15 protein-coding genes and 2 tRNA genes are annotated in these 16444 nt (G+C 60.2%); 8 read left to right on the top strand and 9 right to left on the bottom strand.

Features of this window, described 5'->3' with window-relative positions:
• Positions 1-170: 170 nt before the first annotated feature.
• The 7 genes from pth to N645_RS0107720 all read right to left on the bottom strand — a co-directional run bounded on the left by pth (position 171) and on the right by N645_RS0107720 (position 6084).
• Entirely contained in the window at positions 171-755 is a 585-nt protein-coding gene (pth, locus tag N645_RS0107750; RefSeq protein WP_024460937.1) for an aminoacyl-tRNA hydrolase, read from the bottom strand.
• Positions 756-829: 74 nt separating this feature from the next.
• A complete protein-coding gene (locus tag N645_RS0107745) occupies positions 830-1480 on the bottom strand; it encodes a 50S ribosomal protein L25/general stress protein Ctc (RefSeq protein WP_193744957.1) in 651 nt (216 codons plus the stop codon).
• 108 nt (positions 1481-1588) lie between these two features.
• On the bottom strand, positions 1589-2518 hold the full coding sequence (locus tag N645_RS0107740) for a ribose-phosphate pyrophosphokinase (RefSeq protein WP_036160594.1): 930 nt from the start codon (positions 2516-2518) through the stop codon (positions 1589-1591).
• Between the two features lie 224 nt (positions 2519-2742).
• Positions 2743-2817 (bottom strand) — tRNA-Gln (locus N645_RS0107735).
• A 53-nt stretch (positions 2818-2870) separates the two neighbouring features.
• Positions 2871-3719 carry a 4-(cytidine 5'-diphospho)-2-C-methyl-D-erythritol kinase gene (gene ispE, locus N645_RS0107730; protein ID WP_024460934.1) on the bottom strand — a complete coding sequence of 283 codons (849 nt, stop codon included), beginning with the start codon at positions 3717-3719 and terminating at the stop codon, positions 2871-2873.
• A complete protein-coding gene (gene lolB, locus N645_RS0107725; RefSeq protein WP_024460933.1) occupies positions 3716-4303 on the bottom strand; it encodes a lipoprotein insertase outer membrane protein LolB in 588 nt (195 codons plus the stop codon). The genes ispE and lolB overlap by 4 nt, the downstream gene beginning before the upstream one ends.
• The gene (locus tag N645_RS0107720; RefSeq protein WP_024460932.1) at positions 4300-6084 is read right to left on the bottom strand and encodes a tetratricopeptide repeat protein; all 1785 of its coding nucleotides are present in this window, start codon (positions 6082-6084) and stop codon (positions 4300-4302) included. Before N645_RS0107720 ends, lolB begins: the two co-directional genes overlap by 4 nt.
• Positions 6085-6292: 208 nt before the next feature.
• Between N645_RS0107720 and hemA the strand changes: the two genes are divergently transcribed.
• From hemA to N645_RS0107700, 4 genes are read left to right on the top strand one after another with little or no spacing between them, the layout of a single operon-like run.
• A complete protein-coding gene (gene hemA / locus N645_RS0107715) occupies positions 6293-7579 on the top strand; it encodes a glutamyl-tRNA reductase (protein WP_024460931.1) in 1287 nt (428 codons plus the stop codon).
• Entirely contained in the window at positions 7576-8652 is a 1077-nt protein-coding gene (gene prfA / locus N645_RS0107710) for a peptide chain release factor 1 (protein WP_024460930.1), read from the top strand. Before hemA ends, prfA begins: the two co-directional genes overlap by 4 nt.
• Positions 8652-9518: a peptide chain release factor N(5)-glutamine methyltransferase gene (gene prmC, locus N645_RS0107705; protein ID WP_024460929.1), complete on the top strand. Its 867-nt coding sequence runs from the start codon at positions 8652-8654 to the stop codon at positions 9516-9518. The genes prfA and prmC overlap by 1 nt, the downstream gene beginning before the upstream one ends.
• Complete coding sequence (locus tag N645_RS0107700) at positions 9508-10257, top strand: molybdopterin-synthase adenylyltransferase MoeB (protein ID WP_202960780.1); 750 nt, start codon at positions 9508-9510, stop codon at positions 10255-10257. Before prmC ends, N645_RS0107700 begins: the two co-directional genes overlap by 11 nt.
• 86 nt (positions 10258-10343) lie before the next feature.
• On the opposite strand, the gene N645_RS0107695 is transcribed toward N645_RS0107700, so the two are convergent.
• Complete coding sequence (locus N645_RS0107695; protein ID WP_024460927.1) at positions 10344-11345, bottom strand: adenosine kinase; 1002 nt, start codon at positions 11343-11345, stop codon at positions 10344-10346.
• Between the two features lie 142 nt (positions 11346-11487).
• On the opposite strand from N645_RS0107695, the gene mrcB reads away from it, so the two are divergent.
• The gene (gene mrcB / locus N645_RS0107690; RefSeq protein WP_024460926.1) at positions 11488-13827 is read left to right on the top strand and encodes a penicillin-binding protein 1B; all 2340 of its coding nucleotides are present in this window, start codon (positions 11488-11490) and stop codon (positions 13825-13827) included.
• 271 nt (positions 13828-14098) lie between these two features.
• Here the strand turns inward: mrcB and N645_RS17420 are convergent, their stop codons facing one another.
• Entirely contained in the window at positions 14099-14497 is a 399-nt protein-coding gene (locus N645_RS17420) for a tetratricopeptide repeat protein (RefSeq protein ID WP_024460925.1), read from the bottom strand.
• Between the two features lie 178 nt (positions 14498-14675).
• Here N645_RS17420 and N645_RS0107680 point away from each other — a divergent pair.
• From N645_RS0107680 to N645_RS18515, 3 genes are all read left to right on the top strand, one after another.
• Positions 14676-14752, top strand: a tRNA-Pro gene (locus N645_RS0107680).
• Positions 14753-14999: 247 nt separating this feature from the next.
• On the top strand, positions 15000-15449 hold the full coding sequence (locus tag N645_RS17965) for a hypothetical protein (protein ID WP_152521655.1): 450 nt from the start codon (positions 15000-15002) through the stop codon (positions 15447-15449).
• Positions 15450-16077: 628 nt separating this feature from the next.
• Complete coding sequence (locus N645_RS18515) at positions 16078-16329, top strand: helix-turn-helix transcriptional regulator (protein WP_081665968.1); 252 nt, start codon at positions 16078-16080, stop codon at positions 16327-16329.
• The last annotated feature ends 115 nt before the right edge of the window (positions 16330-16444 follow it).

The following is a 16444-nucleotide window of genomic DNA, read 5'->3' as shown; positions in this document are numbered from 1 at the left end:
TCGGATTACGGCCCTTCGGGCCTAATGCGACCTACGGTTTTAATTGGGTGTCATGTGGTAACGGCGGATGCGCGCTTCGCGCTTATCCGCCCTACATCGGGCTGCGGAGGTTGTGTAGGGCGGATAAGCGCGAAGCGCGCATCCGCCGTCACCCAAGCCTGAAGCACTGGTTACACCTTGGTGTGCAGCTGATTCATCGCTTTCGCCCACTCGCCCTTCGCGGCGAGTGGTAGTACGTCGATGGCACGGTCGATGGCATCGTGAAGTGCCTGCTGTTCGCTGGTGGGCGCTTTCTTCAGTACAAAGCCCACGACCTGTGACGCCGAGCCCGGGTGGCCAATGCCCAGGCGCAGGCGATTGAACTCCTTGTTGTTGCCCAAGGCCTTGATGGTATCGCGCAGGCCGTTGTGGCCGCCGTGGCCACCACCGTGCTTGAGACGGGCGGTGCCGGGGGGCAGGTCCAGCTCGTCGTGGGCGACCAGAATGGCCTCGGGCGGAATCTTGAAAAACTGCGCCATGGCGCTGATCGCCTGACCGCTGCGGTTCATGAAGGTGGTGGGAATCAGCAGGCGCAGGTCTTGCCCGTCCAGGGTGATGCGGGCGGTCAGGCCGTGGAATTTGTTCTCGGGCGTAAGTGTCGCGCCGTTTCGGTAGGCCAGCTCGGTGACAAAGTCGGCACCGGCGTTGTGGCGGGTGCGGTCGTATTCGGTGCCCGGATTACCCAGGCCGACAATCATCTGTAGGGGCGTGTCCATGGGGGTTCACCTTTCAGATAGAAAAACACCCCGAGGGCAGAGCCCGTCGGGGTGTGTTTTCGGGCGAGTGAGGCTTACTTCTCCTCTTCGCCGCCTTCTTCTTCACCGTCTTCGCTGTCGGCGTCATCAGTGGCCATGCCGCGCGGCTTGTTGATGGATACAACCGGCTGGTCGTGATCCGCGCCGTGGCTCAGTTCCACGGACTCAACGCCCTTGGGCAGTTTCAGGTCAGAGATGTGCAGGCTGTGACCCAGCTCCAGGTCGGCCACGTCCACTTCGATGTACTCGGGCAGATCGGCCGGCAGGCAGCTGATTTCCAGCTGAACCATGTTGTGCACAATCTTGCCGCCCTGCATTTTAACGCCCTTGGCGGTTTCCTCGTTGAGGAAGTGCAGCGGTACACTGGTGTTCAGCTTGGTGGTTTTGGATACGCGCTGGAAGTCAGCGTGCATGGTGTAACCCTTGGCCGGGTGACGCTGCAGATCCTTGAGGATCACATTTTCGGATTTGCCGTCAATGTTCAGCTCAATGATGTGCGAGAAGAAGGCTTCGCTCTCCAGGTGCTTGGTCAGTTCTTTCTGGCTGACCATGATGGAGGTCGGGTTCTTCACCTTACCGCCATACACGATGGCAGGTACTTTGCCCTCGAGACGACGCAGGCGGCGGCTCGCACCTTTCCCCAGGTCTTCTCTGGCTTCGGCGTTCAATTTAAAATCTTCAGACATGATAAGTCCTCGATGTTATCCACTGGAATCCGCGACCAGAATCACCAGCGGGGTTCAAAAAGCGACCGGACAGTCGTGTCGGCCGCGGTTATCTGAGTGCACCGTTCTTTAGTTGAACATTGCACTCAGGGATTCTTCATTGCTCAGGCGGCGAACCGCTTCGGCGAGCATGCGCGACAGGGTCAGGGTGCGTACCCGTGAGCAGTTGCGCGCCGCTTCACTCAACGGGATGGAGTCGGTCACGACCAGCTCATCCAGCTGTGAGTTGTCCAGGCGGTCAATGGCGCTGCCGGACAGTACCGGGTGGGTACAGTAGGCCACCACTTTGTTGGCACCCTGCTTTTTCAGGGCGACCGCGGCGTTGCACAGGGTGCCGGCGGTATCGACCATGTCATCCACCAGCAGGCAGGTGCGACCATCCACTTCACCGATGATGTTCATCACTTCCGCCACGTTCGGATTGGGGCGGCGTTTGTCGATGATGGCCAGGTCCACGCCCAGCTGCTTGGCCACCGCGCGGGCGCGAACCACGCCGCCAATGTCCGGAGAGACCACAATCAGGTCTTCAAAATTCTGTTTTTCCACGTCTTCCAGCAATACCGGCGAGCCGTAAACGTTATCCACGGGCACGTCGAAAAAGCCCTGAATCTGTTCCGCGTGCAGGTCCACGGTCAGCAGGCGGTCAATACCCACGCCCACCAGCATATCGGCCACCACTTTGGCGGTGATGGGCACCCGGGCGGAGCGAACGCGTCGATCCTGGCGGGCGTAGCCGAAGTAGGGGACCACTGCGGTAATGCGGCCAGCGGAGGCGCGGCGCAACGCATCAATCATGATCATCAGTTCCATGATGTTGCGGTTGGTGGGCGCGCAGGTGGGCTGGACGATAAATACGTCGCGGCCACGAACGTTGGTGTTCAGTTCAACGGCAATTTCGCCATCGGAAAACTGGGAGACCGATACGTCTCCGAGGTCGATGCCCAGGCAGTCCACAATCTTCTGGGACAGCTCCGGGTTGGCGTTGCCAGTGAATACCATTAACTCAGTCACGTTCGGTACCTTTTGTTTGCATTGCCGCTTTATTACAGCCGTATTCTTGTCTGGCGTCGAACCAATGCGGGACAGATGGAGGGAAAACTGAGCTCTTGGTGAGGCAGGTTGCCGGTTCCGTTATCTGATCCGCGGGAAACACGTAGGAGAGGTGCTATAGGCATCGACCCAAACGAACAGCGCCGCTGAGGCAGCGGCGCGTTAACGAATAATGGCTGGGGCGGTAGGATTCGAACCTACGCGTGACGGGATCAAAACCCGCTGCCTTACCGCTTGGCTACGCCCCAGTAGTCGTCGTTTCAGCGATTACGGAAACCGCTTTTACAATGTTCGACTGTCATCATGCTTTAAACAGTCGATCGTGCACCGGTGAAAGGTTGACGCCTCTGGCCACAAAACTGGACCAATCAGTGGGCGTTTTCCCCTGTACTTCCCGCGCTTCGGCTTCACTCTCGAAGCTGGCGAAGACGCTTGCGCCAGTGCCGGACATTGTAGCGTTGCTGACAAAATTTTCCAACCAAATCAGCGCTTTATCAACGTCCGGATAAAGTTTTCTGACCAGTGGTTGGCAATCGTTTTTGCCGCCCCGCTCGAGAAAGGCCGCTACTGTAATGGGCGCTGTGTCTCTTGTCAAATCTTTGTGACAAAAAATTGTGCCAGTGGCCACGGGCGTGGGTGGCGTGACCACCAGAAACCAGCGTTCGGGCAAATCGACGGGCACAAGTCGCTCGCCGACCCCTTCCGCCCAGGCGCTATGGCCGGCGACAAACACCGGGACGTCGGCGCCAAGTTGTAATCCCACCGTCTGCAGCTCCTTGTTGGAATACTGGCAGTCCCACAGGTGGTTGAGTGCCAATAGCGTGGTGGCGGCATCGCTACTGCCGCCACCCAGGCCGCCCCCCATCGGGAGGCGCTTGCGCAGGGTGATATCGACACCGGTGTAGGCTCGAGCGCGTGGACGCAGAAGCTGGGCCGCCCGCCAGATGAGGTTGTCCTTCAGGGGCACGCCCTCAATGGCCGGGTGCAGATGGATGTCGGTGTCTGCTCTTGGGCTGAACGTCAGTTCATCGCCATAGTCCAGCAGCTGAAAGGCGGTCTGTAGCTCATGGTAGCCGTCGGGGCGTCGACCGACGATGTGCAGGCACAGGTTCAGCTTGGCCGGCGCGGGCAGGGTGACTGATGGGTTCATGACTCGGGGAGTGACCAATCGTAGACAATCAGGGTCAGCCGGGTGTCTTTGCGTTCGGCCACAATGCGACCGGGCAGCGGTAACAGACCGACGGCCTCATAGTCGCTGTAGTGCAGTGTCCAGCCGCTCTGGCGAAGGGTTTTCAGCAGCCCCTGGGGGGTGCGTTCAAGCACCCGGTGACGGCTGTCCGGGGCGGGGATACCCCGCACCCAGTAAGTGAGTTCGGCCACCGGTACGCGCCAGCCGGTGGTCTGCCACATCAGGGTTTCGGCGCTGGCGGCCTCCAGGGGTGGCTCACCGCCCTGGCGCAGGCGAACGCCGCTTTCGGTGGTTTCGATGATGACCCGCCCCTGGCCGAAGGGGCCGCTCAGGTCGATCCGGTAGTCGCTCTGGTCTTGATGCCAGCGCAGCCGGGCGCTGCCGCTGTTGTCGGGGAGCCTCGCTCCCAGCTTGCCGCTGAGCTGCCAGCTGTTGAGCCGCTGGGCGGCGGCCTGGTGGCGCTCCCAGTCCTCGACCGGTTGCAGCGGTTGGCGGGCACAGCCGACGACCAGTAGTACCAGTGCCAGGGCGACTATACGGCTCATTGATCCGCAGCCTCCGCATCGACGCCCAGGCGTTCGCGGGTGGCGGGAATCAGCTCGCTGTCCGGGTCGGTTTCCAGACCCTGCTGCCAGACAGCCCTTGCTTCCTCTTTTTGCCCCAGTTGCCACAGGACCTCGCCCAGGTGGGCCGCAATTTCCTGATCCGGATAGGCGTTCATGGCGTCCTGCAGGTATGGCAGGGCCTCTTCGGGGCGGCCCAGGTTGTAGAGCACCCAGCCCATGCTGTCGAGAATCGCAGGCTCTTCCGGGTTGAGCGCCAGAGCCTGGCGAATCAGCTCATAGGCTTCTTCGTGACGATTGGTTTTGTCCGTCAGGATGTAGCCGAGCGCATTCAGTGCCGTGGCATTGTGGGGGTCGTAGGTCAAGATGTTGCGCAGGTCCCGCTCGGCGGCCTCCAGGCGGCCCTGCTGGTCGTACAGCATGGCGCGGGAGTAGAGCAGGTCGCTGTGCGTCGGGTGCGCCTCCAACGCGTTGCCCAGCAGGGCTTCGGCGGACTCCTCGTGGCCCTTCTGGAGCAGCACCCGAGCCTGGAACAGGTAGAGGTCGGCGGCCTGGTCCGGGAAGCGGTTACGCATCCGGTTCATATGATCGTTGGCGGCTTCCAACTGACCGCTGTCGATCAACAGCTCCATGATATTGATGGTGGCCTGAAGAAAATCGCTGCCTGGTTCAACCTGAAGGTAGTACAGCAGTGCCTCCTCGTTTTGCCCTTGCTGCTCCGCCAACTGGCCCAGGTAGAAGTTGGCGCTGGAGGCGTGTTCATCGCTGTCGAGCAGGCTTTCAAAACTGGTCTGGGCGGTCTCGGTGTCGCCCCGCTCCAAGGCAACAATACCCAGTGACAGTCGCAGATCCGGGTCCCGGGGCTCCTGGCGTACCAGTACCTCAAACTGCTCCTGGGCCATCGCCAGGTCATGTTGGGTGAGCAGGCGAGCGTATTGCAGACGCAGGCGCAGGCTTTCCGGGTTATCTTCCAGGGCTCCCACCACCGTCTGCAGGGCCTCGTCGGATCGCTCCAACTGGTTCAGTAGTGTGGCCTTGAGAATGGTGGCCGCCACGCTGTCCGGTGCTTCTTTCAGGGCGCGAGAGGCATAGTTAAGCGCCGGCTCCAGGTCTCCCTGTTGCTGCATCAGTAAGCCGGTGCCAATCAGCAGCTCCTGGTGCTCCGGGTACTCTTCCAGAAGCGCCAGGTAGCCGTCGATCAGTCGCTCGCGCTGGGTATCCGTGGCCTCGGCGGCACTGGCGGCAATGTTCTGAAACAGGGTGTGCTCGCCCTTGTCCTGCAATTGGCGGGACAGTTCAAAGGCCTCTTGCAGTCGACCGTTCTGCACCAGGGCCAGGGCGGCATTCAGTTGCGCCTCGGTATCGTCCGGGGCGATCTCTACCCAGAGCAGCGCCGCATCGAGCAGGGCGTTGTTGGCCGAGAGAAAGCGGGCGATATGGGTGGCCCGGGCTGCGACCTGCGGGTCCCGGGTCTGGTGGGCCTGCTGGAGATAGTTGGACAGCGCAATATCAAACTGCTGCCGGCTGCCGGCAATTTCCGCCGCGAGCAGCGCGTACAGGGTATCGCTGGTGAATGGGCGGGTGGGCGCCGGTTGTGCGGCTTCGGGCTCGGGCTCTCGGGCCGCATCCGCGGTGTCGGACGCAGGCTCGGCCGATTCGCTGGCTGAGGCGGGCTCGCGCTCGGGCCCAGTGGGCTGTTGGGCGCAGCCGAGTAGCAGCGCACTTAGCGCCAAGGCGGTCACTAACGGGACACTGGCGTTCATTCAAGGTCTCATCGGTTGATTGGCTATTCCGGCATCATAAACAGAGCGGGCCGGGATCGCCAGTCGGGTTACACTCCGGCTGGCTTCGACGCCCCATTGCGGCGATAATTCCCGGGGTGATGAGCGTTTTCCTTGCTCGCCCCTTGCGCCCGGCCCCTCAGGGCCGGACAATGGCGTCCCTTTTGCTGGCAAAACCTGCTCCTACTCTATGACCCTGTTGGCGTTCGGTATCAATCACAATACTGCTCCCCTGGCGATCCGCGAACGCGTGGCGTTCGGACCCGACAGCCTGGAGCATGCGTTGATGCAGGCCCGCGAGCGGGCGGGGTTGAATGAAGTCGCCATTCTTTCGACCTGCAACCGCACCGAGATATACGCGGCCAGCGACGCCGAGGTTCACGCCCTGTTGACCTGGCTGCTAGAGCATACTCAGATGGATGAGGACGCCCTGAGCCGGTGTTACTACTGCTTTGAAGATGCCGAGGCGGTGGGGCATATGATGAAAGTCGCCGGCGGGCTGGACTCGTTGGTGTTGGGGGAGCCCCAGATTCTGGGCCAGATGAAATCCGCTTACGCTGTGGCCAGCCAGGCGGGTACCGTGGGGGCGACGCTGCATTCGGCGTTTCAGCAGGTGTTCGGGGTGGCCAAGCGGGTCCGCTCGGAAACCGCCATCGGCGAGAATCCGGTGTCCGTGGCCTACGCGGCGGTTACCCTGGCCCAACAGATCTTCTCCGATCTCAAAGAAGACACCGCTCTGCTTATTGGCGCCGGTGAAACCATCCAGTTGGTGGCCCGGCACCTCAAAGAGCAGGGAATTCGCCGGCTGGTTGTGGCCAATCGGACCCTGGAGCGGGCGCACGTCATTTCCCAGGAACTGGGGGCTGAGGCGATTCTGCTGGCGGACATTCCGGAACACCTGCACAAAGCCGATATTGTGATTTCCTCCACCGCCAGCCAGTTGCCCCTGCTGGGCAAGGGGGCGGTGGAGTCGGCGCTGAAAAAGCGCAAACACAAACCGATGTTCATGCTTGATATTGCGGTTCCCCGGGATATCGAAGAGGAGGTGGGCTCGCTGGACGATGTCTACCTGTACACGGTGGACGATCTACACGCGGTCATTGATCAGAACAAAAAGTCCCGGGAGGCCGCCGCCGACAAGGCCCGGGAAATTATTGCCGAAGGCGTCGGCCAATACCTGAAAATGCAACGCGCCCAGGACGCGGCGGTCACCATCCGCTCGTATCGGCAGCAGGCTGAAGCGTTGGCGGCCCGGGAGCTGACCAAAGCCCAGAAGGCGCTGGAGGCCGGCGGTGATCCGGCCCAGCTGATGGCGCAATTGTCCCGCGCCGTCACCAACAAATTATTGCATCCGCCCAGTGTGGCTTTGCGTCAGGCCAGCGCCGAGGGGCGCACAGAACTGGTCGCCGCGGCGCGCGAACTGTTTGGGCTGCAGGCGGATGACATCGAGACTCAAGAGAAAAGCGAACCCGAATGAAAGCATCCATTGAAGAAAAACTGTCCCGCCTGACCGAGCGCTACGAAGAAGTCGGCCAGCTGTTGTCCGATCCGGACATCATCGGCAACCAGAATCGGTTTCGGGACTTGTCCAAAGAGTACGCCGAGCTGGAGCCGGTGGTGCAGAGCTATTCGCGCTACCATCAGATGAAGGCCGACCGCGACGAGGCGGAAACCTTGCTGTCCGACCCGGAAATGCGTGACATGGCCCGCGAGGAGCTGGATGCCTGTGACGAACAGTTGGGGCCGATGGAAGAAGAGTTGCAGCGCCTATTGCTGCCTAAAGATCCCAACGATGGCAAGAACGTGTTTCTGGAAATTCGCGCCGGCACCGGCGGTGACGAGGCGGCCATTTTCGCCGGCGACCTGTTCCGCATGTACAGCAAATACGCTGAACAGAAAAAGTGGCGTATCGAAATCATCAGTCAGAACGAGGGTGAACACGGCGGCTATAAGGAAATTATCAGCCGGGTGTCCGGTGACAGCGTGTACGCCAGCCTGAAGTTTGAATCCGGTGCGCACCGGGTGCAGCGCGTGCCCGAAACTGAATCCCAGGGTCGCATTCATACCTCGGCCTGTACCGTGGCGGTTTTGCCCGAAGCCGACGAAGTGGAAGCGGTGGACATCAGCAAGGCGGATATCCGGGTCGATACCTTCCGCGCTTCCGGCGCCGGCGGTCAGCACGTGAACAAAACCGATTCGGCGATTCGCATTACCCACATTCCCACCGGCATTGTGGTGGAGTGTCAGGACGAGCGCTCCCAGCACAAAAACCGGGCCCGGGCCATGTCACTGCTGGCCTCTAAACTGAAGAGCCAGAGCGAAGAGGCTGCGGCCAAAAGCCTGTCGGACGAGCGGCGCAACCTGGTGGGCTCGGGCGATCGTTCCGAGCGTATTCGCACCTACAACTTTCCTCAGGGGCGGGTGACGGATCACCGCATCAACCTGACCCTTTATAAACTGGATGAGGTGATTCAGGGCGCGCTCGATGAAGTGGTACAGCCCCTGGTGCATGAGTATCAGGCCGACCAGCTCGCGTCCCTGGCGGAGTGATGCGCACCGTCAGTGAAGCGCTGCGCCGGGCCATCGAACTGAGCCCGGTAAGTGACTCTCCTCGCCTTGATGTGGAGCTGTTGTTGAGTTGGGTGCTTGGCAAGGAGCGGGTCTGGCTGTACACCTGGCCGGAAACCGAACTGAGCGACGCTCAGCAGGCCGAGTTTGATCGGGCGCTGTCCCGGCGCCGCAAAGGCGAGCCGATTGCCCATATCATGGGCGAACGGGAGTTCTGGTCGCTGCCGCTGTACGTCAATGCCAGCACGCTGATTCCCCGTCCGGACTCCGAGCGACTGGTGGAGTTGGCGTTGACGCTGACGGAAAGCGCCCCCTCTGGCCGCGCGCTGGATCTCGGCACGGGCACCGGTGCCCTCGCGCTGGCGTTTGCCAGTGAGCGGCCCGCTTGGGAGGTAACCGCTCTGGATGCTTCCACGGCGGCGATCGACCTGGCCCAGCGCAACGCCAGGCGCCTCGGGTTGGAGCGAGTCCGCTGCCTGCACAGCGACTGGTATTCGGCATTGCCAATGGACGAGCGGTTTGAGCTGGTAATGAGCAACCCGCCCTATATTGCCGACTGCGACCCGCACCTGAACCGGGGAGATGTGCGCTTTGAGCCCCGCTCAGCGTTGGTGGCCGAACGCCAGGGGCTGGCGGACATTGAGCACATCGTGAATCTCTCGCCCCGGCATTTGTTGCCCGGCGGCTGGTTGTTGATAGAGCATGGCTGGGAACAGGGATCGGCGGTGCGAGAGCTGTTCACGGTACGGGGCTTTCGCGCCGTGCGCACCGAGCAGGACCTGAACGAACGCGACCGAGTCACACTGGGGCAATGGCCCGCAAAGGAGGTGGCCGATGATGAACGATAACCAGCTGCTGCGCTACAGCCGGCACATCCTGTTACCCGAAGTGGATGTCGAAGGGCAGGAGCGACTGCTGAACGCCCGGGTGTTGGTCGTGGGCCTCGGCGGCCTGGGCGCACCCGTGGCGATGTATCTCGCTGCCTCCGGGGTCGGGGAGTTATGGCTGGCGGACCACGATGAGGTCGATCTGTCCAACCTTCAGCGGCAGATCGTGCACACCACTGAACGTGTCGGCGAATCCAAGGTGCGCTCGGCCGCCGCCGCCCTGCAGGCGTTGAACCCGGACGTAAAACTGGTCCCCATTGAAGAAAAACTCAGCGGCGAGGCGCTTATCGCCCGCGTGCGCGAGGTGGATCTGGTCATTGATGCCACGGACAACTTCAGCGTGCGCTACGCCATCAACGAAGCCTGTGTCGCTACCCGTACACCGCTGGTGTCCGGCGCCGCGATTCGCCTGGAAGGGCAGGTCACGGTGTTCGACTCGCGCCGCGATGACAGCCCCTGCTATCGCTGCCTGTACGACGTGAGCGAAGACGAGCAACTCAACTGCGCCAGCAGCGGCGTACTGGCACCCCTGGTGGGCGTCATCGGCAGCATGCAGGCACTGGAGGCGGTAAAACTGCTCGCCGGTGTCGGCACCAGCCTCGCCGGCCGGCTGCTGCTGTTCGATGCCACCACCAGCCAATGGCGCGAACTCAAACTCCCCCGCGACCCGGATTGCCCGGTCTGCAGCAGCGCCCATTAAATTGGGCCTGGACGGCGGCACAGGGCCTTGCGTAGGGCGGATAAGGCCGAAGGCCGCATCCGCCGTAACTGACGTCCTGAATCAAACTACCCAAAAAACGCCTGCTTCAACTCTTGATGCTGCTCGGGGCGCAACCGCGGACCGTACTGGGTCACCACCTTGCTGGCCGCCAGACTCGCAAACCGACCGGCCACATCATACTCATGGCCCTGACTGAGCGCATACAGAAACGCACCGGCAAACATATCGCCGGCACCGTTGGTGTCCACCGCTTTTACCGGTTGGGCATCAATGTGATACGAGTGGCGGCCATCAAAGACCAGCGCGCCGTCCGCCCCGCAGGTGATGGCAAAGGAGCGGCAGTAATCCTGCAGTGACTGAGCGGCTTCTTCCAGCGTGTTGGTGCCGGTAAAGCCCATGGCCTCCTCGCGGTTGCAGAACAGCAGGTCCACGCCCTTGCCGATCATCTCCAGCAGGCCGTCGCGGAAGAACTGCACCATGGCCGGGTCCGACAGGCTCAGCGCGGTCAGTGTGTTACGCTTCTCCGCCCGCTCGCGCAGCTCAATGGCGGCGGCCCGACCGGTGTCGGAGCTGACCAGGTAACCTTCGATATACACATAGTCCGCCGCATCAATGGCGGGAGTGTGCAGCTGGTTCACCGACAGTCCGGCGCTGATGCCGAGGAAGGTGTTCATGCTGCGCTCGGCATCCGGGGTGATCATCACCAGGCATTTACCGGTGATGCCCTCATCGCTGCCCAGGTGCTCGGGATAGTCCACGCCGGCGGCCTTGATGTCGTTCAGGTAGAATTCGCCGTTCTCGTCATTGGCGACCCGGCAGGAATAAAAGCTGCGGCAACCGAAGTAGCTGGCGGCAATCACGGTATTGGCCCCGGAGCCGCCGCTGGCGCGATTGGAATGAACCAAGTGGTCGCTCAGGTAGTCAATCAGCTCAGACTGGCGGGGCTCATCGACCAGCGTCATCACACCTTTGGCGACGGCCATGGCTTTCAGGTCGGCGTCACTGACTTCGATTTCGGTGTCCACCAGAGCCGCGCCAATGCCGTAGATGTGATAGTGATCGTTCATGAATGCCTCGCTGTCTGTCCGAAATTGAGCGCTATGTGGCGCTTCCGGTTGGGTTTTGGCCGACCATTATGCAAAATAAGCGCCCCGTACGAAAGCGCCCCGAACGCGCGGGGCTTCACCAGTAACGAGTTGACCTCCGATTATGACCCGACGTCGCCATAAAACCCGAACCCGCCGCAAGGGACGACCCACTCAGGGGCGCCACGGCTGGGCGCTGTTGCGCCTATGGCTGCTGTATGCGGCGGGCGTGATTGCCCTGCTGTTTGTGCTCTGGGTGATCTATCTGAATGGCGTGGTGCGCGAGAAATTTGAGGGCAAAAAGTGGTCGGTGCCCGCGCGGGTCTACGCCCGTCCGCTGGAGTTGTACGAAGGGGTGTCGCTACCCCCCGACCTGTTTGAGCAGGAAATGCTGGCACTGGGTTACCGGCCGGTTGAGCGCGTCAGCGGCCCCGGGCAGTACGCGCGCCGGTTTGAGGGCAACACCCGGCACTATGACGTTTACAGCCGCGGCTTTGAGTTCTGGGACGGCGACGAGCCGGCCCGGCGTTTTAGGATGACGCTGGACGCCGGTCGGGTCACCCGTCTGCAGGGCGGGCAGGGGGAGCCGCTGCCACTGATGCGGCTGGAGCCCGAAGAGATCGGTGGCATATTCCCTGCCCACGGCGAGGACCGGTTACTGGTGCGCCTGGAAGATTTGCCGCCGTTGCTCGGCGAAACCCTGCTCGCGGTGGAGGACCGCGACTTCCTGGACCACTTCGGGGTATCGCCCACAGCCATTCTGCGCGCGGCCTGGGCCAACCTGCAGGCGGGGCGGGTGGTGCAGGGCGGCAGTACGCTGACCCAGCAACTGGTGAAAAACTTTTATCTCACCCATGAGCGCAGCCTGCAACGCAAATTCCAGGAAGCCATCATGTCCGTGCTGCTGGAAGTGCATTACAGCAAGTCGGAAATTCTTGAAACCTACATTAACGAAGTCTACCTGGGCCAGAGTGGTTCCCGGGGCGTGCACGGTTTTGCTCTGGGCGCGCAGCATTACTTTCGCCAGCCCCTGAATGAACTGAAAACCGAGCAGATCGCGCTGCTGATCGCCATTGTCAAAGGGGCGTCCTACTATAACCCCTGGCGTCACCCGGAGCGGGCCAAGGAGCGCCGGGATCTGGTCTTGCGGGTCATGCATCGGGAAGGGCTGATTGACCAGGCCGAACTGGACGCGGCCACCGAAGCCCCTCTGGGCATAGTGCCGGATGTGGACTACAGCCTGCAGAGTTACCCGGCTTTTATCGAACTCGTGAACCGGCAACTGCGTCGGGACTACCGGGAGGAAGACCTGCGCAGCGAAGGGCTCCGCATCTTCACCAGCCTCTCGCCGATGATTCAACGGCGCCTGGAGCGGGTGATCAGTGAGCGGTTACACCGCCTGGAGCAGGCACACGGCACTGAAGGCCTGCAGGGGGCCGCCATGGTCACCTCGGTGGGCGCCGGTGAGGTGCTCGCCCTGGTGGGCGATCGCAACGGACGGTTCAATGGCTTCAATCGCGCCCTGGATGCCCGCCGTCCGATCGGCTCGCTGGTCAAACCCTTCGTGTATCTCACGGCACTGGAGCGTCCGGATGAGTATCACCCCGGCACCCTGATCAGCGATGACCCGGTCACCGTGGAAGCGGGCGATGGCACCTTGTGGGAACCCCGCAACGCCAGCCTGGAAGATCACGGGGAAGTGCCTCTCTATCAGGGGCTGGTGCACTCCTATAACCAGGCCACCGCCCGGCTGGGTATGAACCTGGGGCTCGGCTCGGTGTACGACACCCTGCGTGCCGCCGGCTTTGAGGGGACTATCCCCGGGGTACCGGCCATCCTTCTTGGTGCGGTGGAAATGACGCCCTACGAGGTCTCCGGTATTTACCACACCCTCGCCGCCGAAGGCGTCTATACCCCGCTGCGGGCGATTCGCGAAGTGCTGACCGCCGAGGGCGACCCGCTACGCCGCTATCCGTTGAAGATGGAGCAGCGGTTCAGCCCCGAGGCCAGCTTCCAGATGCAGTACCTGCTGCAGCTTGCTCTGCGCGAAGGCACCGGTCGGTCGGTCTACCAGCGGTTACCGGAAGGACTGGCCATGGCCGGTAAAACCGGCACCAGCAACGACTACCGGGACAGCTGGTTTGCCGGCTTCAGCGGGCAGCACCTGGCGGTGGTCTGGCTCGGGCGGGACAACAATGAGGAAACCCCGCTCACCGGCTCCTCGGGCGCCCTGCATGCCTGGGCGGACATGATGGCGGACCTGCCCACTCAGGGGCTGCCCCTCACGCCGCCGGGCGATGTGAGTTTTGACTGGATCGACAGCGCCACCGGAAAGCTCAGCGCCGAGCGCTGCGAGGGCGCCGTCTGGTTGCCGCTGCGGGAAGGTCAGGTTCTGGAGGAATCCGCTGGGTGTCGCATCGACCGCTCGTCCCGCCCCAGCTGGTGGCAGCGCCTCTGGCAGTGAGCGCCGCACCAAAAAAAGCCGGTGCTTCAAGCACCGGCAAGATAGGAGTACACAATAAGGAAAGTTTCCTGACAAGGTCCACCGGACCCAACTGGTGGTTGATAAAACCAGAGGATTGCCAACACCAGTTACTTACAGTATCGGCGCTGATCAGAAAATCGCCAGTTTTTCCGGCCGCTTAATTAAACCAATTGGAAATAGGTTTGAGCTTGTACATGAAATTTGGCTATATATTAGCCGAATCTCATGAAGTGGCGCCCGGCGGGGTAGGCTAAAAGCGCAGGGTGCCGGTGCTCTGGGCCGCGCGCCCGCGCACCGCTTCCAGGGCCTGATACAGGCGGGAGTCCGGCGGGCTGTGGCGCAGCCCCTGTTCCGCAAACTGACGGGCCTGCTCCATCTGCGCCAGGTCAAAGTAGCTCTGGGCCAGTACCAGATACAGCTCGGGCTCGCGCCGATCGATCCGCAGGCCGCGCTCGGCGGCGGCGATGGCCCCCATATAGTCGCCCTGCTCATAGGCCAGGCGAGCCTGATCGATCAGGCTGACCACAGCGGCCGCCTGGGGGTCCACCTGGGGGCCTTCCGGCTCATCGGGTCGGTCCAGCGGGCCCACGCAGGCGGTCATTACCAGAGCCAGAGTGGTTACAGCAGCAAGTCGAAAAGCGGCGTTCACGCGTCAATTCCTCATTCGGGTCAGACAATAATGGGCGCATGATACCAGTTGCGGCCCGCCATGGGGCTCCATCCTCCCGCCAATCCGTCAATCTGTGACGTAAGAAATGCCAATTCCCCATTTACAGCAGAAAAACAGCTGTTATAATTCCGCCCTCGTTGGCACAGGCCAACCCAGTCGGAGCGTAGCGCAGTCTGGTAGCGCACCTCGTTCGGGACGAGGGGGTCGGAGGTTCGAATCCTCTCGCTCCGACCACTAATTCCAGTCTAAGCCCCTGATTTTCCATGTGGATTTCAGGGGCTTTTTCGTTTTAAGCCCTTTCTGCTCCTTAGTTACTAATCCCACCCTGGAAATTCAGCGAACACTAATCCTTTGAGCCATAATCGGTTAAATGAGGTAAGTGCGCTATATTTGTAGCATCCACATCTGTCGAGTGGAGCTGGGCAAATGCTGGATGCCCTGAAGTGAGCAACCATTGAATGCAATATACACGGAGAGGCTGATGATTCTCGTATCTGGTCGAACAGCTGCGGTCTCCGTGGCTATTTTGTGTTTATTGGGCTGCGAATCGCTAACTCAGGCTCAACTGGACGCGTTGGTAGCTGGCATGCTAGCTGGCGCCAGTCAGCAACAAACAGGGGCGCGGGCGTACTATCAGGGCACAACAGATGATTCTGGAATTGGCCAATGTGCTTCTACAGGTTCTTCTTATGACTACCAGTCAGGTAACTCATATCACTGTAACTGGATGGCGGACGGGATTCTAAAGCTTAATGGTTATAACTATTCTAATGGGACTAACTGGGTGACTTACTTTTCCGAAAATGGTGATATGAAAGGTTATGATTCAAACCAAAACTATTGGACATATACAGAGTCCAGTGGTTACTACATAAATTACGGTACAGGGAAGAGCTGTTATGGAAAAGCTGCATTAAGGCACTGCTATTAGTGCGCTATGTGTTATCAGAGATTTAAAAATCGTGTTAACCCGAGATGGGGCACGCCAATCGCTTCGAAAACAGAAGAGAGTAGCTCACGTTCCCAGCTCAGTTGCCGGCCAGATGTTATTGACTGGAAGTATACGGTTCGGCCAGCGGGAATTTTCGGAAACTAAATCCTATAGTCGTTCTCTTTTGTAAGCAGCAGCCTATTTTTTCCGGATCGGGTGCGCCACCAAAAAACGCACCGCAGAACTGGTTGCTCTCATCGGTTGTCCGGCGCGCATGCAAATCGGCCATTGATAAATGAGCGCTCTTGTCATTCGTTCTATGTGATTTTGCGAAACAGTTCGACGTTGACCATTAGGCGCTTGCCTATGCGGATGGAGGGGAGATATCCGCGATCCAGCCAGCCCCGGACTACTTGGGGTTTATCGCCAGGCCGATCCAGTCGGCGAAGAGGGTCCAGTGGAGGGCCGGTGGTGCTCCTCGGAGGGATTTTGGATCTACTTCTTGAACGGCCATGCGCTTTGTCTCACTATGTTTCACAATATGTTTCTGCGTCTGTGTATCTGCTTATTTGTGTCTAAATTAGAAGATACATTAATTGGTGTCTACTATTTTAGATTTTAATTTTTTATGGACTTAAAAGAACGCATTAAAGAAATTGAACGAGTGGAAGGGCTTACCCGAGAGGAGTTAGCTAGGAAGATGGGTATTAACTACACGAGACTAAGGAATCTTGTGGGAGGGCAAACAAAGTTTAGAATTGACGATTTAGAAGCATTAGCGAAAGTGTTTCCACGATACGAATATTGGATTTATAGTGGTAAAGAGTTGCCCTGTTCAGGGCAAATAAGTCCTATGACCAAGGAGCGTGAAAAAAGCTAATAGAAATTAAATACGGAGTGAAAGTCAGGACAATTTGAGTGTGTGAAAGAGCGGCGATCATACTCTAGTGGGAGTTGCTTTTTTACAACAAAAAGTATGAACGCCGCCTGAGCTA

Origin of the sequence: Marinimicrobium sp. LS-A18 (assembly GCF_000463525.1) — a bacterium.
Classification (GTDB): Bacteria; Pseudomonadota; Gammaproteobacteria; order Pseudomonadales; family Cellvibrionaceae; genus Marinimicrobium; species Marinimicrobium koreense.
Note: the sequence above shows the minus strand (reverse complement) of the source record. Positions and strands in the feature narration are given on the sequence as shown.

What these genes read in the sequence shown, in the direction of transcription:
- pth (WP_024460937.1), bottom strand. Translation starts at nt 755, where the DNA reads ATGGACACGCCCCTACAGATGATTGTCGGCCTGGGTAATCCGGGCACC.
- N645_RS0107745 (WP_193744957.1), bottom strand. Translation starts at nt 1,480, where the DNA reads ATGTCTGAAGATTTTAAATTGAACGCCGAAGCCAGAGAAGACCTGGGG.
- N645_RS0107740 (WP_036160594.1), bottom strand. Translation starts at nt 2,518, where the DNA reads ATGGTATTCACTGGCAACGCCAACCCGGAGCTGTCCCAGAAGATTGTG.
- ispE (WP_024460934.1), bottom strand. Translation starts at nt 3,719, where the DNA reads ATGAACCCATCAGTCACCCTGCCCGCGCCGGCCAAGCTGAACCTGTGC.
- lolB (WP_024460933.1), bottom strand. Translation starts at nt 4,303, where the DNA reads ATGAGCCGTATAGTCGCCCTGGCACTGGTACTACTGGTCGTCGGCTGT.
- N645_RS0107720 (WP_024460932.1), bottom strand. Translation starts at nt 6,084, where the DNA reads ATGAACGCCAGTGTCCCGTTAGTGACCGCCTTGGCGCTAAGTGCGCTG.
- hemA (WP_024460931.1), top strand. Translation starts at nt 6,293, where the DNA reads ATGACCCTGTTGGCGTTCGGTATCAATCACAATACTGCTCCCCTGGCG.
- prfA (WP_024460930.1), top strand. Translation starts at nt 7,576, where the DNA reads ATGAAAGCATCCATTGAAGAAAAACTGTCCCGCCTGACCGAGCGCTAC.
- prmC (WP_024460929.1), top strand. Translation starts at nt 8,652, where the DNA reads ATGCGCACCGTCAGTGAAGCGCTGCGCCGGGCCATCGAACTGAGCCCG.
- N645_RS0107700 (WP_202960780.1), top strand. Translation starts at nt 9,508, where the DNA reads ATGAACGATAACCAGCTGCTGCGCTACAGCCGGCACATCCTGTTACCC.
- N645_RS0107695 (WP_024460927.1), bottom strand. Translation starts at nt 11,345, where the DNA reads ATGAACGATCACTATCACATCTACGGCATTGGCGCGGCTCTGGTGGAC.
- mrcB (WP_024460926.1), top strand. Translation starts at nt 11,488, where the DNA reads ATGACCCGACGTCGCCATAAAACCCGAACCCGCCGCAAGGGACGACCC.
- N645_RS17965 (WP_152521655.1), top strand. Translation starts at nt 15,000, where the DNA reads ATGATTCTCGTATCTGGTCGAACAGCTGCGGTCTCCGTGGCTATTTTG.
- N645_RS18515 (WP_081665968.1), top strand. Translation starts at nt 16,078, where the DNA reads ATGGACTTAAAAGAACGCATTAAAGAAATTGAACGAGTGGAAGGGCTT.